Raw genomic sequence first — 23,751 nt, forward strand, 5'->3', positions numbered from 1 at the left:
GGGCCAGGAACAGCGCCTGCAGCCATTCCAGCAAGTGGTTTTCATCGTCGATATTCGGAAACACCGTCCACAGTCGCCGCGCGCCAGGGCCGCCAGCGCCGCATCCTCGAAAGCGGGCTGCAGGTGCACGCTGGCCTGCGGATACGCATCGAGCGCCGCCGCCAGGGCGTCCGCGTGGCGCCACAGCAGCAGGGCCGGACCGGCGATGCGGCAGGCGATGGCGCCCCGCTCGCCCATCACGTCCAGGCGCGCCTGTTCGGCCAGCGCCAGCAGGGCGCGCGCCCGTGCCAGCAGCAGGCGGCCGCTATCGTTGAGCAGCAATTGCTTGCCGCTGCGGTCGAACAGGGGCGCGCCCATGTCGCCCTCCAGGCGGCGCAAGGCTTTCGAGACGGCCGATGGCGTCAAATGCAATTCCAGCGCCGCCGCGCCCAGGGTGGGCTGGCGCGCGGCGCTGCAGAACACGCGCAGGTCGGCAAGGTTCAGGGGCATGATAGTTTCCCAATGGGACACATAATATGAAAAATGGTTGCTGTACCGGCCATGATACCGGCTCTATCATCGTGGCATCGTCACTCTGCCATTTTCCCCATGCTGCGTTTCCTTGCCCTCTTCCTCCTCACGTCCAGCCTCGCCCATGCCACGCCACCGACCTGGGGCGTGCACGGCATGGTGCTGTTTGGCGGCAAGCAGGGGCTCTATGCTTCGCACCTGCCCATGTTCCATGCCCCGCACGACTACCAGGTGGTGCTGCAGCTGCGGCTGGCCGACCCCGCCCTCGATGCGCGGCTGCGCCGGCAGCTCGACGGCAGGACCGCCCTGTGGACCCTGGAGCCGGAACGCTTCGAGCTGGCGCGCCTGCTGCCCGCCACGCCGCAGCCGCTGCGCCAGTTCCGGGCGACGGTGGTGCGCGGGCATTTCGAGAAGGATGGCAAAGCCGAGCCCGGCTACGGCGCGGCCGCCATCGTCGTCGAGCGCGTGCTGCTGATGCGCCAGCTGTCGCCGGCGCCTGCCGTCAATACCAGCGCGCGCTACCTGCAGGTGGGCGACGGCACGCAGCGCTTCCTCGTCAAGCGCATCGACAGCCGGCCCGATTTCGAGCATATCGTGGCCTGGACCAGCCCTGCCAAGGCGCCGCACGCCGACATCGTGGTGGCCAGGTCGGGCGTGCGGGAAACCCCGGCCGGCGCCCTGCGCACGCAGCTGGGACAAGCGGCCCGCTTGCGCGGTACGGTGTATTTTTCTACCGAGGACGTACGCTAAAGCAGCACACCGGCGATGGCGTTGCGCCGTCACAAAACGTGTCACACCGTCATGAGGGTGTCACATTGGATTGTTATCTTGCTAGCTCTTTCAAACCTAGCCGGATGAACCACATGACACGCAGAAAAATTTCCGTCGCTGGCTGCAGCGTCGCCATCACCCTGATGCTGGCCGCCTGCGGCAGCGACGCCAAAAAAGACGACGTGGCGCCAGATACGCCACCGAAAAACGTCATCTTCTTCCTCGGCGATGGCATGGGCCTGACCACGATGACGGCCGCGCGCATCTATTCGGTGGGCGAAGACGGTTCGCTGACCATGGACACCCTGCCGGAAACGGCCTTCGTCAAGACCTTCTCGAACGATGCGCAAGTGACGGACAGCGCGCCATCGATGGCTGCCTACATGACCGGCGTCAAGATGAACAATGAAGTCATCTCCATGTCCGCCAACACGGTCGCCATCGATCCGGGCACGGATGCGAACGGCAACAAGCTGGTCAACAACTGCGGCACCAGCAACGGCACGCCTGCCACCACCCTGCTGGAACTGGCCAAGGCCAAGGGCTTTGCCGCCGGCGTCGTCAGCACGGCGCGCGTGACGCACGCCACGCCGGCCGCGACGTACTCGCACATCTGCCACCGCGACCTGGAAAACGATATCGCCGCAGCCCTGGTGCCTAGCGGTACGGGCTACAACAACGCGCTGGGCGCTTCCGGCCTGGAAGTGGTTCTCGGCGGCGGCGCGCAATTCTTCAAACCGTTCAAGGATGGCGGCAAGCGTTCCGACGGCCGCGACCTGGTCGCCGAGCTGAAAGCGAAGAACTACACCATCGCCAACAACGCCACCGACTTCAAGGCCGTCGATGCGGCCAAGACGGACCGTTTGTTCGGCGTGTTCACGTCCAGCCATATGAGCTACGACCTGGACCGCGATGCTGCCAAAGAACCTAGCCTGGCGGAAATGACCACCAAGGCCATGGACGTGCTGGCCAAGAACAAGAAGGGCTATTTCCTGATGGTCGAAGGCGGCCGCATCGACCATGCGCTGCATGAAACCACCGCCAAGAAAGCGCTGCAAGACACCGTCGCATTCGACAACGCCATCAAGGCCGCCATCGAAAAAGCCAAGGTCAGCGATCCTACCCTGGCCAATACCCTGATCGTCGTCACGGCCGACCATGACCACACCCTGGTGCTGAACGGCTATGCCAAGCGCACGGGCAAGACGGCTGCCGGCAACCCTGGCGTCCTGGGCGTGGTGAAGAACTACGTGACCGGCGCCATCGAGAAAGACCTGGACGGCGCACCGTATTCGATCATCGGCTTCGGCAATGGCGAAAACCGCACGCAATCGAGCCGCGCCGCCATGGCCAGCCTCGATGAAACCGTCACCAGCGCCAACACCTACCACCAGGAAGCGGTAATCCGCACCACGGCCGGCAATGAAACCCACGGCGGCACGGACGTCTTCCTGGGCGCCATCGGCAAGGGTTCGGAAACCTTCCTGGGCACCATCGACAACACCAAAGTATTCGGCCTGGTCAAGACCGCCGGCGGTCTGTAATCCCCAAGAGACAAGAATTGGACAAGCACATGAAAAGCGCATTGAAACCCGCCGCACTGAAATCGGCCCTGAAACTCTCCTTGCTGACCACGCTCGTGGCCGCCAGCGTCGCCAGCGCCTACGCCGCCGACGCCAAGAACGTCATCTTCTTCCTCGGCGACGGCATGGGCCCGTCCGTCGTGACGGCCGCGCGCATCTACCAGTACAAGGAAGACGGCAGCCTGACGATGGACACGCTGGAACGCACGGCGCGCATCAAGACGTTCTCGAACGATGCGCAAACGACGGACAGCGCGCCATCGATGGCCGCCTACATGACCGGCGTCAAGATGAACAATGAAGTCATCTCGATGGCGCAGGACACGATCGCCAAAGAGCCCAGCCGCGATGCCAACGGCAACCTGGGCGTGGACAACTGCCCGGCCGGCGGCAAGACCGTGCCGACCATCCTGGAACTGGCGAAAGCCAAGGGCAAGGCCGTGGGCGCCATCACCACCACGGAACTGACGCACGCCACGCCGGCAACGACCTTCTCGCACATCTGCAACCGCAATGCGCAATACGCGATTGCCGCGCAAACGGTGCCGGGCGGCGCAGGCTACAACGCTGCCCTGGGCGACGGCGTCGATGTGCTGATGGGCGGCGGCCGCAACCACTTCACGCCTTGGTCGGCCAGCAACAAGTATGGCCGTGCCGATGGCCGCAACCTGCTGACGGAATTTGCCGCCAAGGGCTACACCGTGGCCGCGACGAAAGCGGAAATGGCGGCAGCGCCAAGCGGCAAGAAATTCATCGGCCTGTACAGCACCCGCAGCCACCTGGAATATGAGCTGGACCGCACCGCCACGCCGCCGCTGGGCGAAGGCGCGACCCAGCCTAGCCTGTCGGAAATGACGCTGAAAGCCATGGACTTGCTGTCGAAAAACAGCAACGGCTACTTCCTGATGGTCGAAGGCGGCCGCATCGACCACGCCTTGCACGGCATCAACGCCAAGCGCGCGCTGACGGACACCATCGCCTTCGACGACGCCATCAAGGCGGCCATCGCCAAGGTCAAGGAAACCGATCCGACGCTGGCCAACACCCTGATCGTCGTCACGGCCGACCATGACCACACCCTGGCGTTCAACGGCTACGGCAAGCGCGGCAACCCTATCCTCGACATCAACCGCGGCTACAAGGATAACCAGCCAAGCAAGGATGCCGATGGCAATACCTACACCACCCTGGTATTCGGCAATGGCCCGAACCGCCCTGATCTGCGCAGCAATGTCGACAGCGCCACGGCCCTGAAAGACAACTACCTGCAAGAAACAGGCGTGCGCCTGGCCAGCGAAACCCATGGCGGCGGCGACGTCAAACTGCTGGCCACGGGTGCCGGTGCCAAGACCTTCAAGGGCACGCTGGACAACACCAAGGTGTTTGACTTGCTGAAGGCCGCCTTCGGCTTCTGATCTGCATCAACACGGTAACCCCACCGGGGCGGATGGCGTATGCCCTCCGCCCCCTTTGCACGTAAAGGCAACACCATGAAACCGACCCTGATCGCCGTCCTCCTGGCCGCCGGCTTTGCCGCCAGCGCCCAGGCCGCGCCCGCCGCCCCTGCCGACCTGGACCTGGGCATCACCTATTACAGCCGCGTGCTGACGCCGGAAGGCGTGACGCGCGAAAGCCGCTACGAAGAAAAAATGCTGCGCCGTCCCGGCCACGTGTGGGTCGAGCGCGTACTGGCGCCGGCCACCGACGCGCATGCCGGCCACAGCCATGGCGAGAACAGGAAAGTGGCGCTGAAGACATCGACCGCGGCCACGCAGCATGAGCACAAGCACTTCAATCCCGTGCTGATTCCCCGCCATGTGATGCTGGAAAAGAACACGGTGCGCATGGAATACATCGATGCGCACGACAAGATCGTCGTCTCCATCCCGAAAGCCGAGTACGAGAACGTCAATTTCGACGGTTCCTGGGAAAACAGTTTTTATCTGCTGGACCCGAAACTGGTGGCCGCCATGCCGCTGTCGAAACAGGCATCGAACGTGACGGGCGCGCGCTGGCGCGAAGTGGAAAAAAATGGCGTGTTCCAGCGCATCCTGTGGGATGAGCAAAAGCAGATTCCCTTGATCATCGAAAGCGGCGACCGCGCGAACACGTTCTACCGCCGGGTCGACGTCAAGCTGCAGCCAGGCGTGAGCAAGGCCCAGCCATGGGCAAACCTGCAGAACTACGCGCAGCGCGAATACTCGGACTACCTGGACTGAGCGCAAGCCGCCACGCCGCGCTTGACCGCACTTTGCCCGCTCGCTAGTATCGACAGCGTACAGCAAAGGGAGCGCGGCATGGATGAACAATTCGAGAACGGTTTGCGCATTCGCAAACAGGTGATGGGCGACGCCTTTGTCGAACGCGCGTTTGCCCAGGTCGACGCCTTCACGGCGCCCTTGCAGGACTTCGTCACGCGCAACGCCTGGGGCACGACGTGGTGCCGCGACGGCCTGGACCTGAAAACGCGCAGCCTGGCGACGATCGCCATGCTGACGGCCCTGGGACGCGCCCAGGAGCTGCGCGGCCACGTGCGCGGCGCCGTCAACAATGGCGCATCGATGCAGGAAATCCAGGAAGTGCTGCTGCACGCGGCCGTGTATTGCGGCATGCCGCTGGCCATCGACGCCTTCCGTTCCGCGCATGAAGTGCTGCGGGAAATGGGGCTGGTGGAGCCGGCCCCGCCGCCAGGCTGACTATTCATCCATCAAATCGGGACGTAAAAAAAGCCAGGGAGCGATCCCTGGCTTTTTGACGCTGGCTGATGCCGCAGACGATTACTCCGCCGCTGCTGCCGCCTTCTTCGCCGGCGCCTTCTTGGCGGCCGGCTTTTTCACGGCCGCAGCCTTCTTGGCCGGCGCTTTCTTGACGGCTGCCGCTTTCTTGACGGCCGTCTTCTTCGCTGGCGCCGCGCCTTCTTCGCCTTCCGCCTCGGCCGCTGCCGCTTTGGTCTTCGCGCCCGGCTTGGCTTTGCGCTCTTCAAACTCGAAGCTCACCTTGCCATCCTTGCCGCGCACGAGGAAGGCCTTGAACGGACGGCGGGTACGCTGCGATACAAAGCCCGGCAACAGGTCCGTCTTGCCATCGTTGAGCAGTTTTGCCATTTGTTCCGGCAAGATTTCCTGCTGCAAGATGATGCGGCCGCTGCGGAAATCGCACGTCTTCGGCTTGGCTACGCTGTGTTCGCACACATAGGCCAGGCCCATTTCGTACACGCCGGCGTTGCACTTGGGGCAAGGACCCACGGGCGTCTGGCCCGTGAAATCGACGCCTTCGCCATCTTCGCTCTCGTCATTCTGGCCGAAATCGAATTCCAGCTTGAAGTTCTTGATCTCTTCATCGCGCACGATGCGCAGGATGGCGGCGAACGGACGGCCCATCTTCGAGCGGAAACCTTGCAGCGGGCCGATGGTGCGGTCCTTCAGCAATTGCTCCACTTCCGCGATTTCGAACTGGCGCGAACCCGGCGTCTTGCTCATCGAGAATTCGCACTTGGTGCAGGCGAAACGGCGGTAGTTTTCCTTCACCACGCCGCCGCAATTCGGGCATGGCGTTTCCAGGGTCGCGTAGTCGCCGGGAATCGTGTCGTTGTCGTATTCCTTGGCCCGCTTGACGATGATTTGCGTCATCTGCGCAATTTCACGCATGAATTCTTCACGCGAAATCTTGCCTTTTTCCATCTGCGACAGCTTGTATTCCCACTCGCCCGTCAGCTCCGGCGCGGTCAACTCATTGACGCCCAGGCCTTTGAGCAAGGTCATCAGCTGCGATGCCTTGGCCGTCGGTATCAGTTCGCGGCCTTCGCGGATCAGGTAACGCTCCGTCAGCAAGCCCTCGATGGTGGCCGCGCGCGTGGCTGGCGTACCCAGGCCCTTGCCGGCCATCGCATCGCGCAGCTCGTCGTCGTCGATCAGCTTGCCGGCGCCTTCCATGGCCGACAGCAAGGTCGCCTCCGTGAAGCGCGCGGGCGGTTTCGTCACCAGGCCGTTGGCGCTGACGCTTTCCGTCTGCACTTTCTCGCCCTTGGCCACGGGCACCAGGTTGCCGTTGCCATTGCTTTCCTTGTCCGCGTCCGTCGATGCTTCCTTGCCGTAGATGGCCAGCCAGCCCGGATTGGTCATGACCTTGCCTTCAGTCTTGAACTGATGGCCGGACACTTCCGTGTAGCGCGTGGTGACCTGGAATTCCGCAGGCGGGAAGAACACGGCCATGAAGCGGCGCGTGACCAGGTCGTACAGCTTCTGTTCCGGCTCGGACAGGTTTTTCGGTGCAATCGTCGTCGGGATGATGGCGAAGTGATCCGAGATCTTCGTGTTGTCGAAGATGCGCTTGTTCGGCTTGACCCAGCCCTTGTCGACGATCTGCTTGGCGAACTGGTGGTAGTTGCTGTTTTCCTTGACCGTTTCCAGCGCCTGCAGCACGGTCGGCATGTAGTCTTCCGGCAAGTGGCGCGAATCGGTACGCGGATACGTCAAGACCTTGTGCTTTTCATACAGCGCCTGGGCCAGGCCCAGCGTGTTCTTGGCCGAGAAGCCGAAACGCGAGTTCGCTTCGCGCTGCAGGCTGGTCAGGTCGAACAGGCCCGGCGCCATCGAGGTGGTCGGCTTCGATTCTTCCGTGACGATGCCTTGGCGGCCGCGGCAGGCGGTGGCGATCGAGTCGGCAGCCGTCTTGCTCCACAGGCGCTCGGCGCGCTTCTCGGGATCGTTCTCGTCCTTCTTGAACTTCGTGTCCAGCCAGCGACCTTCATAGATGCCGGCTGCGCAGACGAATTCGGCGCGCACTTCCCAGAAGTCGCGCGGCACGAATTTCTTGATCTTGTCTTCGCGTTCGACCACGATGGACAGGGTCGGCGTCTGCACGCGACCCACGGTGGTCAGATAGAAGCCGCCTTCTTTCGAATTAAACGCCGTCATGGCGCGCGTGCCATTGATACCGATCAACCAATCGGCTTCCGAACGACAGCGGGCCGCATCGGCCAGCGGCAGCATTTCTTCGTCGCTGCGCAGGTGCGAGAAACCGTCGCGGATGGCGCCCGGCGTCATCGACTGCAGCCACAGGCGCTTGACCGGCTGCTTGGCCTTGGCGTTTTGCGCGATCAGGCGGAAAATCAGCTCGCCTTCGCGCCCCGCATCGCATGCGTTGATGAGGGTGGTAACGTCTTTACGTTTGATCAGCTTGTTTAATACTTTGAGGCGCGCTTCCGTCTTGGCGATCGGGTTCAGCGCGAAATACGGTGGAATCATCGGCAAGTGCGCGAAACTCCATTTGCCGCGCTTCACGTCGAATTCTTCCGGCACGGCGATCTCCAGCAAGTGGCCGACCGCCGACGACAGGACGTATTCATCCGATTCAAAGTACTCATCGTGCTTGGTAAAGCCGCCAAGCGTCTTCGCGATATCGTTCGCGACAGAAGGCTTCTCGGCGATGATGAGGGTTTTTGTCATATTTTTTAGTCTCGAAAAATGCTCTAGGATAGTTTCAGCATGCGCATCATACAGTGCATTGCCAGGCGCCGACGCTTTTGTCTGCGCAAGGCCTTGTGACTTGTGGTCTTGTCAAGCGGCCAATGATAAGCGCCTATTGAAGAATTCGGCAAGTTATCTGCAAGCAAGAATGCGCAGGCGCAAACACAATGGCCGGGCGGGCGCGCCGGTACAGCACATAGTAAAGGGGATGGCTAGGCGGCGGCGCCAGGGTCGGGCAGGCAGCGGCAGCGGCCGCCAGCGACGCCTATATATTAGTGCAATAAGCGCGGCGGGAGGTCTTCGTCGTCGACAAACAGGTCGTCGAACATCAGGGCATCCGGTTCCTTGCCCTGGCTCCACAGCAGCATCAGCACGATGACTTTCAGCTTGCCCAGCGAAACGGGCGCCTCGTCGAGGGCCAGCGCCCGCTCGATGACGATTTCGCGCTGCAGCGGCGACAGCACCTTGGCGCTTTCCAGAAACTGGATGAAACCGATGGCGGCCGTGCCCAGCACGTCGCTTTCCTGCTGCACATAGAAGCGCGTGCCCGTGGAACTGGCTGTCAGGGTCTGTTCGACGCCGGCCATGGCGTTCAAGTCCGTCAGCCACACGAGGGCTTCGGAAATCTCCACGTCGTCGAAACCGACGGCCGACAGTTTGCGCGCCAGCACTGCCGGCTCGGGGCAGGCATCGGGGCGATAGTAAGTCTCGTAGAGGTACACCAGGATATCGAACATGGCTCTACTCTATCAGCTAAGTTCGCTGCGGCACAAGGGTGCGCGCCGACAAAGCGGCCCCGTGCGGCAAGGCCGCCACACAAGTGACAAGCTGTCATTTGCAGCGTTGAAACAGTCCTCCCGGCAAGCGTTCCACCCGGCCCGCCAGCTCCAGCGCCAGCAATTCACCCATCAGCACGCCCATGGCCAGGCCGCTGCGCGCGGCCAGGGTATCGGCATCGTGGGGATCGTGGCCCAGCACGGCCAGCAGCGGCGTGTCCACGGGCGCCGCGTCGTCGGGCCGCGCCGCCGGCATGCCCAGCCAGGACAATTCCTGCAGCACGTCGTCGGCCGACTCGACCAGCTTGGCGCCCTGCTTGATGAGCGCATGGCAACCCTTGGCCAGGGTGGCATGGATGGAGCCGGGCAAGGCGTACACGTCGCGGCCCTGCTCGCCCGCCAGGCGCGCCGTGATCAGCGAGCCCGATTGCGCGGCCGCCTCGATCACCAGCACGCCGCGCGCCAGGCCGCTGATCAGGCGGTTGCGGCGCGGAAAGTTAGCGGGCATGGCGGGCAAGCCCAGCGCGTACTCGCTGACGATGCAGCCTTGTTCGGCAATTCTTTGCGCCAGATCAAGATTGCGTCGTGGATACACCAAATCGGCGCCCGTGCCGATCACGGCCACGGTGCCGCCCGCGCCCCGCAAGCCGCCCTCGTGCGCGTGCGTGTCGATGCCCAGCGCCAGCCCGGAAATGATGGTCACGCCTGCCCCGCTGAGGGTGTGCGCGAACGCGGCCGCATTCTGCATGCCTTGCGCGCTGGCATTGCGGCTGCCGACGATGGCCACGCCGGGCCGCGACAGCAGTTCGGCCCGCCCCCGCACATATAACAAGAGCGGCGGATCGGCAATTTCCAGCAGCAGGGGCGGATATCCGGCATCGGCCAGGGTCAGCACGGCATTGCCGGGCCGCTGCAGCCACTGCAGGGTAAGTTCCAGCTGGCTGTTGGCGACGGGCCTGGGCGGCTGCGCGATCAGGCGCGCCACGCTGGCCGGCACCACCTCGCGCAAGGCGTCGAACGGGGCGGAGAAGATGTGCGGCGGCAAGCCGAAGCGGGCCAGCAAGGCGCGCGCCGCCACGGGCCCCACGCCGGGCACATGCTGCAGGCGCAGCCAGCCCGCCAGCTCCGTGGCCGTGTCTGCCGTCGTTGCAATTGCATGCATGACAACCTCGCTATGAACTGTGCTCCCCCATGCTAGCGCCATGGCGCGCGCGCGATGCCGACGCGCGCAAGGATGCGTGCCATGGCGGGGCAAAACGGCCCCGCATCCACAGGGCCATGGGCGTCTGTGATAAAATTTCCCTTTGCAGCAGACAAATCGACGCACTGGCAAACGCATCTGCCGCGCCGTTGCGCCGCACGCACCCAACCGTAGCGTACGCACACTCAATAACAATCCGCCATGCCATCGCGCGCATGGCCCAGGCATGAATTATCCGGCGCACCGGCGCCCACCTTAACCAGTCGAATCCGTATGTCCATATTAAATATCCTGCGTTACCCCGATCCTCGCCTGCACACGGTCGCCAAGCCCGTCGCGGAATTTGACGAGCGCCTGCAAACCCTGATCGACGACATGGCCGAAACCATGTACGACGCCCCGGGCGTCGGCCTGGCCGCGTCGCAGGTGGACGAGCATATCCAGATGATGGTGATCGACATCACCGAAGAGAAAAACCAGCTGCAAGTGTTCATCAACCCGGAAATCACCTGGGCCAGCGAAGAAAAGCAGGTCTACGACGAAGGCTGTTTGTCCGTGCCCGGCGTCTACGATGGCGTCGAGCGCCCGGCCCGCATCAAGGTGCGCGCGCTGGACCGCCACGGCAAGCAGTTCGAACTGGAAGCCGATGGCTTGCTGGCCGTCTGCATCCAGCATGAGATGGATCATTTGCTGGGCAAGGTATTCGTCGAATACCTGTCGCCGCTCAAGCGCAACCGCATCAAGACCAAGATGATCAAGGAAATCCGTGGTCTCGAACGCGAAGCGAGCCTGCGCGCGCAGAATCGCCGCTTCTAATCCGCTTTTGCCGCTGTGCTGATAGACTGACCGTAACACCCTGCCAGCCTGGCGCCTCCGGCGCGGGCCTGCGCACCTCACGTCAAGGAACCATATGAAAGTGATCTTCGCAGGCACGCCTGAATTTGCCGCCACGGCCCTGAAAGACTTGCACGAAGCGGGCTTCGAGATTCCGCTGGTGCTGACCCAGCCCGACCGCCCTGCCGGACGGGGCATGCAGATGCACGCCTCGGCCGTCAAGCAATACGCGCAGCAACACGGCATCGAAGTGCTGCAGCCGCTGTCCTTGCGCATGGACAGCAAGGATCCCCAGCGCGCCGCGGAAGCAAAGGCAGCCCACGAGCGCCTGCTGGCCACCGATTACGACGTGATGGTCGTGGCCGCCTACGGCTTGATCTTGCCGCGCAGCACGCTCGACATCAAACCCTGCATCAATATCCACGGTTCCTTGCTGCCGCGCTGGCGCGGCGCCGCGCCCATCCACCGCGCCATCGAAGCCGGCGACGATGAAACGGGCGTGACCATCATGCAGATGGAAGAAGGCCTCGATACGGGCCCCATGCTGGCCATCGAGCGCACGCCCATCGAAGCGGGCGATTCCACGGCCAGCCTGCACGACAAGCTGGCCAGACTGGGCGGCAAGATGATCGTCGAGACCCTGCGCAAGATGCAGCAGCAGCCGCTGGAAGCCGTGCCCCAGCCGGAAGCGGGCGTGACCTACGCGGCCAAAATCGCCAAGGAAGAGGCAGCACTCGATTTCAGTCTGCCGGCCCTGGAGCTGGGCTTGAAGATCCGCGCCTTTAATCCGTTTCCCGGCGCCTGCGGCCAGGTCGATGGCATCACCATCAAGATCTGGGCCGCCGACGTGCTCGAGGCGGATAGCAAGGAAGCGCCGGGCCAGGTACTGGCGGCCGACGCCCAGCACGGCATCGTCGTCGCTTGCGGCAACGGCTCCCTGCGCCTGACGGAACTGCAAAAACCGGGCGGCAAGCGCCTGCCCGCGGCCGAATTCATCAAGGGTTTCCCCCTCGAAGGCAAGCGCTTCGTTTAAGCAGGCCATCGCTGCCCGCGGCAAGGGCAGTACCTGGCGCACACAGCATCTGTACGTATTGCGCACATAAAAAAAGGCTTGCCGCGGCAAGCCTTTTTTGCATCCAGCCGTAGCGCTTAGCGGCGCTGCACCTTCATCAGGCGTCCGCCCACGGACGACGACAGGCTGACTTCGAAACGCCCGCCGGCCGGCAAGGCGCTCACGTCGACGTTGGCTTTGCCACCCGTCAAGTCGCTGGCGACCACCGTCTTGCGGCCATCGGCCGCCACGTGCAGCACGGCCGCATACGGTTCCGCCTCGGCATTCCAGACCAGCGCCAGCTTGCCGCCGCTTTGCGTCGCATCAAACGTGGCATCGTTGGCGGCGGCCTTGCTGCGGCGCGCCGGGCGCTCCAGCTTGGCTAAAGCCTTACCATTTGCCAACACTTGCACATCGCTGATTTCGCCCGGGTTGGCGAAGCTGACGCGGAAGTGGCTCATGGCGTTGCCGCCATGGTCGGCCACGGAGACGCCATCGAAGGGCAAGTCGATAGTCGCTCCGGACGCCGTCAGGATCCGCAGGGTGTACGCATGGCCGCTGCCGCTGGCAGCGGTGCCGATGCGCGCCGACGAGGCAACGGCCGGGCGCAGGGCCACGCCGCCTGGCGTGATGCGGCCGGAAATGGTCAGATAGCCATTCTCGGCCACGGACATGCTGGCGGCCAGCACATTGCTGCCCGCAGGCTGCGTGCTGCGTTTTTCCAGGAATTGCTGCACCCGCGCATAGCTGTAGTCGGAGAACCAGGCGCCGCTGCAATAGCTCATCACGTCCTTCATCGGCGTGCTGCCATACACAGCCTTGCTCAGCTGGCCGATGCTGCCCGCATAGCTGCTGTTGTACAGCGGTTGCGGGCCCAGGTCGCCATTCGCATACGGATAGTCGGTGGCTGCGCCAGCCGGGCCGCCGCAGGCGACGTGCTGCAGCGAGTGGTTGTGGCCCAGCTCATGCACGAGCGTGGTCAGCCATTCAGGCCAGCTATTGCCGAACGGATCGACGGAGGCAATGCTGTTGAACCGGGCGTCCAGGCCGATGGCCGACGTGAAGTCGCTGCCGCTGCTGCGCCCGTTGATGTAGGCCAGGCCGGCGGCGCGCGTGGAAGACATTTTCGGCACGAAACCATAATAGTAGGCGCCGCTGTCTTCCAGCGCGCGCTTGCTTTCCAGCTTGCTCAGGGTATCGCTCCACCAGCTGTCGGCCGTGCTGCTGCCAGGCATGCTCAGCGCAGCGCGCGTGGTGATGCTGATGTTTTCCGTCGCATACGGATACACGCGCAGCAGCGCAGCACGGATCAGCTCGGCGTCAGGCAGTTGCGCCACGCCATCATCGGTGCTCAGCGGTACCAGCACCAGGCGAATCTTGGCCAGGCTGGCCACCGTGGGCGCCGCTTCCTGGCTCACTTGCACGCCATCATTGCCCACGGCCGTCACGCGCACGCGCACGCCGGGCAAGATCCAGCCGGACGGCAGGACGGCACTGAAATTGCCGCTGAAACTGTCATTGTTCTTCGTCGTCGGCAAGAGTGCCGGCCCCGTCATGGTGATGCTGCCCAGGTTGCTGCCATTGGCGGCGGTCGCGTTCAGGATGACGGCCGGACTGGCCTGGCCCGCCTGCGCGGCCAGCACGGCCACGCGCACGGCGGCCGGCTTGCCGCGCGTCAGGCGCAAGGCCGTATCGCTGGCGTTCAAGTTCAGTACTTGCGCGAAATCAATGCTGCCCAGGGTAAAGGCCGATACCGTGCCGGCATTGACGGCGACGCGCGCAGCGGCCGACAGCATCACGTTGCCCGTTGCCGAGGCTGGCGCCGACAGCAGCAGCTGGCTGGCGCTGGCGCTGACGATGGTGGCTGGCGTACTGCCCACCGACGCCGAGCTGACCTGGTCGAGATTGCTGCCCTGCACCGTCACCGACAAGGTCGCGCCGTTGACGGCCGACGTGATCGACGTCACCGCCACGCTGGCCAGGACCGTGTACGTATCGCTGCTGATCACATCGTTATAGGGACCGCGCACCGTCAGCGGCCCCGTTGCCGCACCCAGTGGCACCACCACGGTCACGCTGCTGGCCGTCTGGCTTTGCGGCGTCGCCGCCGCGCCATTGCCAAACTGCACGGCCGTCACGGCGCCCATGCCGCCGCCCGCGAGCGTGACGCTGGAACCGACGCCGCCCGTCAAGGTCGCGACACTGCTGACGCTCAAGGGCAGGTACACATTCACGTTATAGCTGGTGGCCGCCGTGCCGCTGGCGCTGACCAGGCTCAAGGCGCCCTGGACGGGCACGCCAGGCATGACCAGGGTAACGCTGCTGTCGCTGGCAGCGCTGGTGGCCACCGTCACGCCGCCCACCTGGAAGGCGGTGGCGCGGCTCAGATTCTTGCCCGTGAGCACCAGGCTGCCGCCCACGGCGACATTCGCCGCCGAGACGGCCGTTACGGCAGGCGTCAGGACCGTATCACCGGAGGTGGCCGCCACCACCGTATCGCCACCGCCTCCGCCACCACCGCACGCGGACAGGCCCAGCACGACAAACAATGCAACAAGCAGATGGTTTTTCATGGCTGGCAACCATGTTGATGCAGCGCGATGCAGGGGAGGACACGAGAGAAATGTGACATATCGGTGACTTTTGGTGAGAATTTAATTTCAAGGAACCAATATTATCGGTTAATTCGATTCCCGAAGACAACTATTAATGCTTTTGATTCAATTGGTTTTGATAATAATTAAAGTATCTGCTTGGCAAACTTTATTTTTAGCATTACCGGTTTCATTCTGTATTGCTGTAAATCAAAATTATTTTCCTTTGCAGCTATTGCCATTCCATTCATGAAAAATAATTGAGACAGAGATAAATAATGTGGAAATTTTTCCACAGCCTAGACGCCATGCCGTCTTGCCAACTTTATCGGAAGAATTAACATTTTGAGTAAGATTTTCAGGAATGTAATTTACGGAAGGGGCCGGGCAGCCGCCGCCGCCGGGCTGGCCGTGACGGCCTTGTGTTGCGCGAAACAACGCAGACTGGCCTGGGGGCCGCTTTTGCTTAAAACCAAAGCAGCCTGATGCCGTATAATTTTAGGCCCGGTGAAATCAGGCGATTGCCACCTTCTGCCCGCCCTACCCGGCCGGCACTCTCCGTCCGCTGATCAAGCTGACCCGCAACCGCCTGGCCACCGCGCCGCCGCCCGTTTGCCTATTGAAAGCATGAAATGAACGCTACCGTGATCCCTGCCCTGTCCCCGACCGAAGCCACCTTGCGCGCCATTCTGGCGCAGCGGATCATGATCCTCGACGGCGCGATGGGCACGATCATCCAGCAATACAAGCTCGACGAAGAAGCGTACCGGGGCGGCCCCGCTGGCCGCTTCATCGATTTCGCCGCGCCGGCCGACAGCGGCGCGCGTGAACTGTTCGTCAAGGGCAATAACGAGCTGCTGACCCTGACGCAGCCGCACATCATCCAGGAAATCCACGAGCGCTACCTGGCGGCGGGCGCCGACCTGATCGAAACGAATACCTTCGGCGCCACGACGATCGCGCAGGACGACTACCACATGGCCCACCTGGCCTATGAAATGAACGTGCAGGCCGCCAAACTGGCGCGTGCCGCCTGCGATAAATATTCCACGCCGGACAAGCCGCGCTTCGTCGCGGGCGCCCTGGGACCCACGCCGAAGACGGCGTCGATCTCGCCCGACGTGAACGACCCGGCCGCGCGCAACGTCACCTTCGACCAGCTGGTGGCCGCCTATCTGCAGCAGACGCAGGGCCTGGTGGAAGGCGGCGCCGACGTGCTGCTGGTGGAAACCATCTTCGATACCTTGAACTGCAAGGCGGCCCTGTTCGCCATCGACCTGTTCTACGAGCAGAATCCGGATGTCGTGCGCCTGCCCTTGATGATTTCCGGCACCGTCACGGATGCCTCGGGCCGCATCCTGTCGGGCCAGACCGTGCCTGCCTTCTGGAATTCCGTGCGCCACGCGAAACCGCTGACCATCGGCCTGAACTGCGCGCTGGGCGCCGCCCTGATGCGCCCGTACGCGGAAGAGCTGGCCAAGATCGCCGACACGTTCGTGTGCATCTACCCGAACGCGGGCTTGCCCAACCCCATGAGCGACACGGGCTTCGACGAGTTGCCTGCCGACACTTCCGCCCTGCTGCGCGAATTCGCCGACGCGGGCTTTCTGAACATGGCGGGCGGCTGCTGCGGCACCACGCCCGAGCACATCGCCGCCATCGGCAAATTGCTGTCCCAAAACACCCCGCGCACCGTGCCAGCCCCGTCGCACGACTTGCGCCTGTCCGGCCTGGAACCGTTCGTCGTCAACGACGAGTCGCTGTTCGTCAACGTGGGCGAGCGCACCAACGTCACGGGTTCGAAGGCGTTTGCGCGCATGATTCTCAACGAGCAATACGATGAAGCCCTGTCCGTGGCCCGCCAGCAAGTGGAAAATGGCGCGCAGGTAATCGACATCAACATGGACGAGGCGATGCTCGACTCGCTGGCGGCCATGACGCGCTTCCTGAACCTGATCGCGTCGGAACCCGATATTTCCCGCGTGCCCATCATGGTCGACTCGTCGAAATGGTCGGTCATCGAGGCGGGCCTGAAATGCGTGCAGGGCAAGGCCATCGTCAACTCGATTTCCATGAAGGAAGGCGAGGAAGAATTCCTGCGTCAGGCCAAGCTGTGCCGCCGCTATGGCGCGGCCGTCATCGTCATGGCCTTCGATGAAAAAGGGCAAGCGGATACCTTCGAGCGCAAGATCGAGATTTGCGCGCGCGCCTATCACTTGCTGATCGATGCGCTGGACTTCCCGCCGGAAGACATCATTTTCGATCCGAACATCTTTGCCGTGGCCACCGGTATCGAAGAGCACAACAACTACGCCGTCGACTTCATCAACGCCACGCGCTGGATCAAGGAAAACTTGCCATACGCGAAGATCTCGGGCGGCGTGTCGAACGTGTCCTTCAGTTTCCGCGGCAACGATCCCGCCCGCGAAGCCATCCATACCGTCTTCCTGTACCACGCCATCAAGGCGGGCATGACCATGGGCATCGTCAACGCGGGCATGGTGGGCGTGTACGACAACCTGGACCCGGAATTGCGCGAGCGCGTGGAAGATGTGGTGCTGAACCGCCGCGAAGACTCGACCGAGCGCATGATCGAGTTTGCCGGCACCCTGAAGGCGGGCGGCAAGGCCGAGGCGCAAACCCTGGCCTGGCGCGAAGGCACGGTGCAGGAACGCCTGTCGCACGCGCTGGTGCACGGCATCACGCAATTCATCGTGGAAGACACGGAAGAAGCGCGCCAGGAACTGCTGCACAATGGCGGGCGTCCCATCCACGTGATCGAAGGCCCCCTGATGGCCGGCATGGACGTGGTGGGCGACCTGTTTGGCCAGGGCAAGATGTTCCTGCCGCAAGTGGTGAAATCGGCGCGCGTGATGAAGCAGGCCGTGGCCCACCTGATTCCGTTCATCGAGGAAGAAAAGCTGCTGGAAGAAAAGCGCACGGGCATCGTTGCCAAGCCGAAGGGCAAGATCATCATGGCGACCGTCAAGGGCGACGTGCATGACATCGGCAAGAACATCGTCACCGTCGTGCTGCAGTGTAATAACTTCGAAGTGGTGAACATGGGCGTGATGGTGCCGTGCTCGGAAATCCTGGCCCGCGCCAAGGTGGAAAACGCGGACATCATCGGCCTGTCGGGCCTGATCACGCCGTCGCTGGAAGAAATGGCGTATGTCGCCAAGGAAATGCAGCGCGACGAACATTTCCGCATGCTCAAGATTCCCCTGCTGATCGGCGGCGCCACCACCAGCCGCGCCCACACGGCCGTGAAAATCGCCCACAACTACGAAGGCCCCGTCATCTACGTGCCGGACGCCTCGCGTTCCGTATCCGTGGCGCAATCCTTGCTGACGCCGGAACAGCGCGACAAGTATGTGGAAGACATCGAACTCGACTACGCGCGCATCCGCGAGCAGCACGCCAACAAGAAGGCGCTGCCGATTTTGCCGCTGGCGCAGGCGCGCGCCAACAAGATGCTCGTGCCGTTCGACGGCCCGTGCACGCCCGTGAAGCCAAAGTTCATCGGCCGACGCGTCTTTAAAAACGTCGACCTGGCCACCCTGGCCAACTACATCGACTGGGGTCCGTTCTTCCAGACCTGGGACCTGGCCGGCCCCTTCCCCGCCATCCTGACCGATGACGTGGTGGGCGACGCGGCCACCAAGGTGTACGCGGAAGGCCAGGCCTTGCTGAAAAAACTCATCGACGGGCGCTGGCTGACGGCCAATGGCGTCGTGTCCTTGCTGCCGGCCAACAGCGTCAATGACGACGATATCGAGGTGTACACGGACGATACGCGCAGTAGCGTGGCGTTCACGTATTACGGCATGCGCCAGCAGGGCGTCAAACCCGTGGTCGACGGCGTGCAGCGCCCGAACCAGTGCCTGGCCGACTTCATTGCCCCGAAGGAATCGGGCGTGAAGGATTACATCGGCATGTTCGCCGTCACGTCCGGCCTCGGTATCGAGAAATACGAGAAGCGCTTCGAGGATGCGCACGACGATTACTCGTCCATCATGCTCAAATCGCTGGCCGACCGCCTGGCCGAAGCGTTTGCCGAATACCTGCACGAGCGCGTGCGCAAGGATTTGTGGGGCTATGTGCCGGACGAGCACTTGAGCAACGACGACATGATCGGCGAAAAATATGTGGGCATCCGCCCCGCGCCCGGCTACCCTGCCTGCCCCGAGCATACCGTCAAGAAGGAAATGTTCGAGGTCATGCAGGCGGAGGAAATCGGCATGCAGCTGACGGAATCGTATGCCATGTTCCCCGGCGCAGCCGTGTCCGGCTTCTACTTTGCCCACCCGGAATCGAAATACTTCGTCGTCGGCAAGATCGGCATGGACCAGGTGGAAGACATGGCCAAGCGCCGCAACGTCAGCATCGAGGACGTGGAACGCTGGCTGTCGCCCAATCTGTCCTGATCCAGGTACACGGCGCGCGGAACTTATCGCGCGCCGCAGCGCACTAACGCAGTATGCCGGTCGGCATGCTGCATGCCCGCTCCGGCCCGTTTCCCAACTGGCAAGGAGGTAATATATGGCAACCAATTTCAAACTGAAACGCTGGCAAGATCAAGTGATCCTGCTGCTGGGCCTGTGGCTGCTCGTCTCGCCCTGGGCCTTTTCCTATCCCGAAGGCTCGCCGCAGATGATCAATGCCTTCGTCTCGGGCCTGGTGATCGCCATCCTGGCCGCCTTCGACCTGTACAAGACGTATTTCTGGGCCGTCGTCGTCAACCTGCTGGTGGGCGTCTGGGTCGCCGCCTCGCCGTGGGTCCTGCGGCTGGCCGAACAGCGCGTCGTCATGTGGAACGAGCTGATCGTCGGCATCGCCGTCGCCGTCCTGGCCCTGTGGGAACTGCGCACCGACCCCGAGCTGCACAAGCACTGGCCCGGCGCGGCCGCCTAGCGGCGTAAAAAAACCCTGCCACGGCGACGCCGTGCAGGGCTCTTTTAGATAAATCGGGTAGGTCGGATTAGCGCTTGCGCGCAATCCGACAACACCTGTTACCGCCTACAGTATTGTCGGATTACGGCCCTTCGGGCCTAATCCGACCTACAGCGCGTATCGTACTACGTTGTCGCTCCACTCATAGGCGGCCATTTCCAGCTCCACCAGGTCGTCCGGCGACATGGCCAGGTCGCGCAAGGTGGGCACGATCTCGCCTTCCATGTCTTCGATGCGCTCGATGCATTCGGCCAGGCGCAGCAGGTCGCCATAGAAGCCTTCGCGCGACAGCAGCGCTTCGGCCACTTCGTCGATCACTTCGATCTGGCCGAGGATTTCCGACATGGGCACGCCGAACAGCGTATCCATCAGGGACATGATGCCGACGGTAAACGCGATATCGGCCGAATGGGCGTGGTTCGGGCGCAGTTTATGCGCGAGCAATTCCAGCAAACGACCGCGCGTGGTAGCCAGCATCAGCAGCGGCGTCATGCTATGGCCGCGCTTGCTTGGTTCCGCATACAGCATGATTTGCAGCCAGCGCTGCAATTGGCGGCGGCCCAGCACGGTCACGGCCTGGCTCAGCGAATCGATGCGCTGGCGCGCGCCCACGGCCGGCGTATTGACCAGGCGCAACAGGTTCAGGGCCAGCGACACGTCGCGCTTGATGGCGCGCTCGATATCCATGTTGTCGGCGTCCGACGTCACCAGGGTCATCAGTTCCATGACGGCCAGTTGCGACGGCGACAGCTTCTTGCCCGTCATGATGGCAGGCTTGGCAAAGTAATAGCCCTGGAAGTAGTCGAAGCCCAGGTCCAGGCCCGACTTGAATTCTTCGCGCGTCTCGACCTTCTCCGCCACCAGTTTCTTGTTTTCCTGCTTGAAACGGGGCGCCAGCGCTGCCAGCACTTTCGGGTCGACCGTGCTCATGTCCATCTTGACATATTGCACCAGTGGCAACAGCTCCTGCACTTGCGACGTGTCGGACACCACGTTTTCCAGCGCGAAGGTGAAGCCGTGGCCCACCAGCTCGCTGATGCGTGCGCGCACTTCCGGCGTGACGGGCATCGATTCGACGATTTCCAGCACGACTTTTTCACGCGGCAGGAAAACGAAGATGTCGCTCATGATCACGTCGGCATCGACGTTGACGAAACCGAGCGCGTCGCCGATGACCTTTTCCATGCCCAGCTGGGAAGCGTGGGCAATCACGGACGCCGTGGCGGACAGGTCGCTGGTAATGTTGGCGGGACCGACCGGAGCGTTGCGGAATAGCAACTCATAGCCAAACAGGGCTTGATTGCGGTCAAGGATAGGTTGTCGCCCCAGATAGAACTCGCGCACGCGCAAGGGTTTCGGGGTGATGTCGTTGCTGGAAATATCGATCATTAACTCTTCATCAATCAGGTCGAGTGACACCGGCCGCGCGGCGCCCGCATCAAGGTTCACTATTGACAATACTTTAGCTGAATTTCGCCCGCGCTGTGGGTATTTTGGCAGCAATCACGCGTATTGTCGTCAACAAATTAGGCTACCGGCGTGTCTTGCACCATCCCGTCGACAAATAACTTCAATTCGCCCGGCGCAAACGCCGTCCATTGCTCATTTGTCGTCAGCGGCTGGGTAACGATCACGGCCACGCGGTCCTGGGGCGTCGTCACCTGGGAAAAGTCCACGCTCAGGTCTTCATCGGAGAGTTTAGCAGTTGGAAACGGATGTTGTCGCACCAGATAGTGCAAGCTGGTGGAACAGTGGGCAAACAGCGCTTCGCCGCTGGACAGCATCATGTTGAACGTGCCATGGGCCGCGATGCTGGGCAACAGCTCCGCCAGGGCCGCATGCAGCTGCGGCAGTGCCGGCGGGGCGTCGCCGAAGCGCGCATGCAGCTCCTGCAGCAGATAGCAGAACGCCAGCTCGCTGTCCGTGCAACCGACGGGACGGTAACTGCCCGTCAGCACGGGATGGAATTCCTTCAGGTCGCCATTGTGGGCGAACACCCAGTAGCGGCCCCACAGTTCGCGCACGAACGGGTGGCAGTTTTCCAGCGCCACCTGGCCCTGGGTCGCCTTGCGGATATGCGCGATGACATTGCGCGACTTGATGGGGTAGCGTTTGATCAGTTCGGCCACGGGCGAGGCGATGGCCGCCTGGTGGTCGACGAAATGGCGCACGCCGGCGCCCTCGAAAAAGGCGATGCCCCAGCCGTCATGGTGGGTATCGGTATGGCCGCCGCGCATGGCGAAGCCGGTAAAACTAAAGACAATGTCCGTGGGGACATTGCAATTCATTCCAAGAAGTTGGCACATGATCTGTTTGCAGCGGGATAACACGGCCACCATACCATGCCGTCCGGCGGATTGGTATGGCGGCGATGGCCATCCGCCTAGTGCAACAGGACCGGCTGGCTCATGAGGGAATCGTAGCTGCCCAAAAATTCATCGATCTCTTCCATGCTGGGTTCGCTGGCGATCAATTCCGTGACGTCGCGGCGGAAATGCTGGGCAAGTACGCCCGCGATGAAGGTTTCGCGCTTGCCGCCCTTGTCGACGATTTCATAGCCGCCAAAACGCAGGGCTTCCAGGTCGACGTCGGCGCCGAATTCCACGACGCTGTATTGCTCGCTGTTATAGATCAGGTTCATTTTGCATCCTTCGCTCAAGCAGGAGAATCTCCTGCGGTGTCAGAACAGAGGTGGGGTTGATACGGCGCCATTTCAAGCGCCGTGCCACCCGGCGGGCTACAGAGTTGTAACGAGATGCAAATTGCGACTGCGGTGATGCAAGCAGGAAAACGTCAAAAACCGCGTTCAGGACACCACCATGTCTGCTTGCAGCGCCAGCAGGGCATCGTAGGGACTGGCAGTGAGCCAGGTGCGCAATTGTTCGATGTGCGAGGCATCGGCCAGGCTGATGAACAAGAGCGCGGGTGGATGGCGCAGCAGACGATTCAATGTTACACGCAATACGAGATTGCCGCTGCAGCACAGGCAACCAGGCGCAATGCGCAACAGTTGCAGTGGAAACGATGAGGAAGGAGAAACTTGCTCGGCCAGGTCGGCCAGGATGCCGTTGCCGTCAGCCAATCCTTCGAGGATCACGGCGGCCGGCTGGTCCGGCGGCAAGGCGCGCGCGATGGCCGCCTCGCGCCCGGCGGCGCGTCCGCCGCTGACCAGGGTCAGCGGCGTCGGACGCCGCACGGCTGGCGTCACAGGCCTTTCTTGGCCAGCTTGCCCGGTTCGACGCCCAGCTGTTTCAGCTTGCGGTACAAATGGGTGCGCTCCAGGCCCGTCTTTTCCGCCACGCGGGTCATGCTGCCGCCTTCGCGGCCCAGGTGGTGTTCAAAGTACATGCGCTCGAACGCATCGCGCGCCTCGCGCAGCGGCAAGTCGAACGACAGGTTGTAGCCATGGCCCTCGGCCACCGCCGGCATGGCGATGCCTGGGCGCACCATCAGCTGTTGCGGCGCGCTGCCGCCAAAGCTGGGCACGGGATGGCTGCTTTCCTCGGCCACCACGGGTGCCGCCGGACGGGGCGCCACGCTCGGCGCGCGCACGGTTTCCTGTGCCCGCGTCAAGCCTTGCTGCACTGCCTTCAGCAGTTTTTGCAGGGCAATCGGTTTTTCCAGGAAGTTCATGGCACCGATGCGCGTCGCCTCGACCGCCGTATCGATGGTGGCGTGGCCCGACATCATGATCACGGGCATGGTCAGCAAGCCATCGCGCTGCCATTCCTTGAGCAAGGTGACGCCATCGGTGTCGGGCATCCAGATATCCAGCAATACCAGATCCGGCGCACCGGCGGCACGCGCTTCGCGCGCCTGCTGCGCATTTTCGGCCAGCTGGATAGCATGTCCTTCGTCGCCCAATATTTCCGAGAGCAACTCACGGATACCCATTTCATCATCCACTACGAGTATGTTTGCCATTCGTGTCTTGCCTTCCTCATTTCGCCGGCCGTCGCGCACAAGATGCACACGGCGGACAACTATGATTTTATTAGTGTTTTAAATAC

General features: G+C 62.6%; 19 protein-coding genes. 9 read left to right on the forward strand and 10 right to left on the reverse strand.

Going from position 1 to position 23,751, the window contains the following annotated elements; translation table 11 throughout:
- A partial coding sequence (locus GCN75_RS19420; RefSeq protein ID WP_226941469.1) for a LysR family transcriptional regulator occupies positions 1-489 on the reverse strand: 489 nt, incomplete at its 3' end.
- 99 nt (positions 490-588) lie between these two features.
- Between GCN75_RS19420 and GCN75_RS19425 the strand changes: the two genes are divergently transcribed.
- The 5 genes from GCN75_RS19425 to pcaC all read left to right on the forward strand — a co-directional run bounded on the left by GCN75_RS19425 (position 589) and on the right by pcaC (position 5,560).
- A complete protein-coding gene (locus GCN75_RS19425) occupies positions 589-1,260 on the forward strand; it encodes a hypothetical protein (protein ID WP_152283890.1) in 672 nt (223 codons plus the stop codon).
- A 164-nt stretch (positions 1,261-1,424) separates the two neighbouring features.
- Positions 1,425-2,825, forward strand: a complete 1,401-nt coding sequence (locus GCN75_RS19430) for an alkaline phosphatase (RefSeq protein WP_226941474.1) — start codon at positions 1,425-1,427, stop codon at positions 2,823-2,825.
- 68 nt (positions 2,826-2,893) lie between these two features.
- Positions 2,894-4,279, forward strand: coding sequence for an alkaline phosphatase (locus GCN75_RS19435; RefSeq protein WP_405002829.1), 1,386 nt, complete (start codon positions 2,894-2,896; stop codon positions 4,277-4,279).
- 75 nt (positions 4,280-4,354) lie between these two features.
- Entirely contained in the window at positions 4,355-5,083 is a 729-nt protein-coding gene (locus GCN75_RS19440; RefSeq protein ID WP_152283893.1) for a hypothetical protein, read from the forward strand.
- Positions 5,084-5,161: 78 nt separating this feature from the next.
- Entirely contained in the window at positions 5,162-5,560 is a 399-nt protein-coding gene (gene pcaC, locus GCN75_RS19445; RefSeq protein WP_152283894.1) for a 4-carboxymuconolactone decarboxylase, read from the forward strand.
- 81 nt (positions 5,561-5,641) lie between these two features.
- Here pcaC and GCN75_RS19450 read toward each other — a convergent pair whose 3' ends face one another.
- From GCN75_RS19450 to dprA, 3 genes are all read right to left on the reverse strand, one after another.
- Complete coding sequence (locus GCN75_RS19450) at positions 5,642-8,311, reverse strand: DNA topoisomerase III (protein ID WP_152283895.1); 2,670 nt, start codon at positions 8,309-8,311, stop codon at positions 5,642-5,644.
- A 293-nt stretch (positions 8,312-8,604) separates the two neighbouring features.
- On the reverse strand, positions 8,605-9,069 hold the full coding sequence (locus GCN75_RS19455) for a DUF494 family protein (RefSeq protein WP_034749287.1): 465 nt from the start codon (positions 9,067-9,069) through the stop codon (positions 8,605-8,607).
- Between the two features lie 94 nt (positions 9,070-9,163).
- Positions 9,164-10,270, reverse strand: coding sequence for a DNA-processing protein DprA (gene dprA / locus GCN75_RS19460; RefSeq protein ID WP_152283896.1), 1,107 nt, complete (start codon positions 10,268-10,270; stop codon positions 9,164-9,166).
- A 312-nt stretch (positions 10,271-10,582) separates the two neighbouring features.
- Here dprA and def point away from each other — a divergent pair, with 312 nt between their 5' ends.
- Together def and fmt are read left to right on the forward strand one after the other, a co-directional pair.
- Positions 10,583-11,125 carry a peptide deformylase gene (gene def / locus GCN75_RS19465; protein WP_152283897.1) on the forward strand — a complete coding sequence of 181 codons (543 nt, stop codon included), beginning with the start codon at positions 10,583-10,585 and terminating at the stop codon, positions 11,123-11,125.
- Between the two features lie 94 nt (positions 11,126-11,219).
- Positions 11,220-12,176 (forward strand): methionyl-tRNA formyltransferase, encoded by a 957-nt coding sequence (gene fmt / locus GCN75_RS19470; protein WP_152283898.1) that lies wholly within the window; start codon positions 11,220-11,222, stop codon positions 12,174-12,176.
- 116 nt (positions 12,177-12,292) lie between these two features.
- Here the strand turns inward: fmt and GCN75_RS19475 are convergent, their stop codons facing one another.
- Positions 12,293-14,767 carry an IPT/TIG domain-containing protein gene (locus GCN75_RS19475; RefSeq protein WP_152283899.1) on the reverse strand — a complete coding sequence of 825 codons (2,475 nt, stop codon included), beginning with the start codon at positions 14,765-14,767 and terminating at the stop codon, positions 12,293-12,295.
- Positions 14,768-15,420: 653 nt separating this feature from the next.
- Between GCN75_RS19475 and metH the strand changes: the two genes are divergently transcribed.
- Together metH and GCN75_RS19485 are read left to right on the forward strand one after the other, a co-directional pair.
- Positions 15,421-19,215 (forward strand): methionine synthase, encoded by a 3,795-nt coding sequence (gene metH / locus GCN75_RS19480; RefSeq protein ID WP_152283900.1) that lies wholly within the window; start codon positions 15,421-15,423, stop codon positions 19,213-19,215.
- Between the two features lie 115 nt (positions 19,216-19,330).
- Positions 19,331-19,702, forward strand: coding sequence for an SPW repeat protein (locus tag GCN75_RS19485; RefSeq protein WP_152283901.1), 372 nt, complete (start codon positions 19,331-19,333; stop codon positions 19,700-19,702).
- Between the two features lie 147 nt (positions 19,703-19,849).
- Here the strand turns inward: GCN75_RS19485 and GCN75_RS19490 are convergent, their stop codons facing one another.
- From GCN75_RS19490 to GCN75_RS19510, 5 genes are all read right to left on the reverse strand, one after another.
- On the reverse strand, positions 19,850-21,130 hold the full coding sequence (locus GCN75_RS19490) for an EAL and HDOD domain-containing protein (protein WP_152256167.1): 1,281 nt from the start codon (positions 21,128-21,130) through the stop codon (positions 19,850-19,852).
- A 137-nt stretch (positions 21,131-21,267) separates the two neighbouring features.
- On the reverse strand, positions 21,268-22,047 hold the full coding sequence (locus GCN75_RS19495; RefSeq protein ID WP_101484851.1) for a class II glutamine amidotransferase: 780 nt from the start codon (positions 22,045-22,047) through the stop codon (positions 21,268-21,270).
- Positions 22,048-22,124: 77 nt separating this feature from the next.
- On the reverse strand, positions 22,125-22,382 hold the full coding sequence (locus GCN75_RS19500; protein ID WP_010393222.1) for a BTH_I0359 family protein: 258 nt from the start codon (positions 22,380-22,382) through the stop codon (positions 22,125-22,127).
- 165 nt (positions 22,383-22,547) lie between these two features.
- Positions 22,548-22,949, reverse strand: a complete 402-nt coding sequence (locus tag GCN75_RS19505) for a GTPase (RefSeq protein WP_152283902.1) — start codon at positions 22,947-22,949, stop codon at positions 22,548-22,550.
- Entirely contained in the window at positions 22,946-23,665 is a 720-nt protein-coding gene (locus GCN75_RS19510; protein WP_152256164.1) for a response regulator, read from the reverse strand. Before GCN75_RS19510 ends, GCN75_RS19505 begins: the two co-directional genes overlap by 4 nt.
- Positions 23,666-23,751: the final 86 nt, after the last annotated feature.

It is taken from the genome of Janthinobacterium violaceinigrum (assembly GCF_009208555.1).
GTDB lineage: Bacteria > Pseudomonadota > Gammaproteobacteria > Burkholderiales > Burkholderiaceae_D > Janthinobacterium > Janthinobacterium violaceinigrum.

Bases quoted from the DNA above. Each gene is read 5' to 3' on its own strand.
- GCN75_RS19495 (WP_101484851.1), bottom strand. From the start codon at position 22,047: ATGTGCCAACTTCTTGGAATGAATTGCAATGTCCCCACGGACATTGTC.
- fmt (WP_152283898.1), top strand. From the start codon at position 11,220: ATGAAAGTGATCTTCGCAGGCACGCCTGAATTTGCCGCCACGGCCCTG.
- GCN75_RS19475 (WP_152283899.1), bottom strand. From the start codon at position 14,767: ATGAAAAACCATCTGCTTGTTGCATTGTTTGTCGTGCTGGGCCTGTCC.
- metH (WP_152283900.1), top strand. From the start codon at position 15,421: ATGAACGCTACCGTGATCCCTGCCCTGTCCCCGACCGAAGCCACCTTG.
- GCN75_RS19510 (WP_152256164.1), bottom strand. From the start codon at position 23,665: ATGGCAAACATACTCGTAGTGGATGATGAAATGGGTATCCGTGAGTTG.
- def (WP_152283897.1), top strand. From the start codon at position 10,583: ATGTCCATATTAAATATCCTGCGTTACCCCGATCCTCGCCTGCACACG.
- GCN75_RS19485 (WP_152283901.1), top strand. From the start codon at position 19,331: ATGGCAACCAATTTCAAACTGAAACGCTGGCAAGATCAAGTGATCCTG.
- GCN75_RS19430 (WP_226941474.1), top strand. From the start codon at position 1,425: ATGCTGGCCGCCTGCGGCAGCGACGCCAAAAAAGACGACGTGGCGCCA.
- pcaC (WP_152283894.1), top strand. From the start codon at position 5,162: ATGGATGAACAATTCGAGAACGGTTTGCGCATTCGCAAACAGGTGATG.
- GCN75_RS19425 (WP_152283890.1), top strand. From the start codon at position 589: ATGCTGCGTTTCCTTGCCCTCTTCCTCCTCACGTCCAGCCTCGCCCAT.
- GCN75_RS19450 (WP_152283895.1), bottom strand. From the start codon at position 8,311: ATGACAAAAACCCTCATCATCGCCGAGAAGCCTTCTGTCGCGAACGAT.
- dprA (WP_152283896.1), bottom strand. From the start codon at position 10,270: ATGCATGCAATTGCAACGACGGCAGACACGGCCACGGAGCTGGCGGGC.
- GCN75_RS19490 (WP_152256167.1), bottom strand. From the start codon at position 21,130: ATGATCGATATTTCCAGCAACGACATCACCCCGAAACCCTTGCGCGTG.
- GCN75_RS19455 (WP_034749287.1), bottom strand. From the start codon at position 9,069: ATGTTCGATATCCTGGTGTACCTCTACGAGACTTACTATCGCCCCGAT.
- GCN75_RS19500 (WP_010393222.1), bottom strand. From the start codon at position 22,382: ATGAACCTGATCTATAACAGCGAGCAATACAGCGTCGTGGAATTCGGC.
- GCN75_RS19440 (WP_152283893.1), top strand. From the start codon at position 4,355: ATGAAACCGACCCTGATCGCCGTCCTCCTGGCCGCCGGCTTTGCCGCC.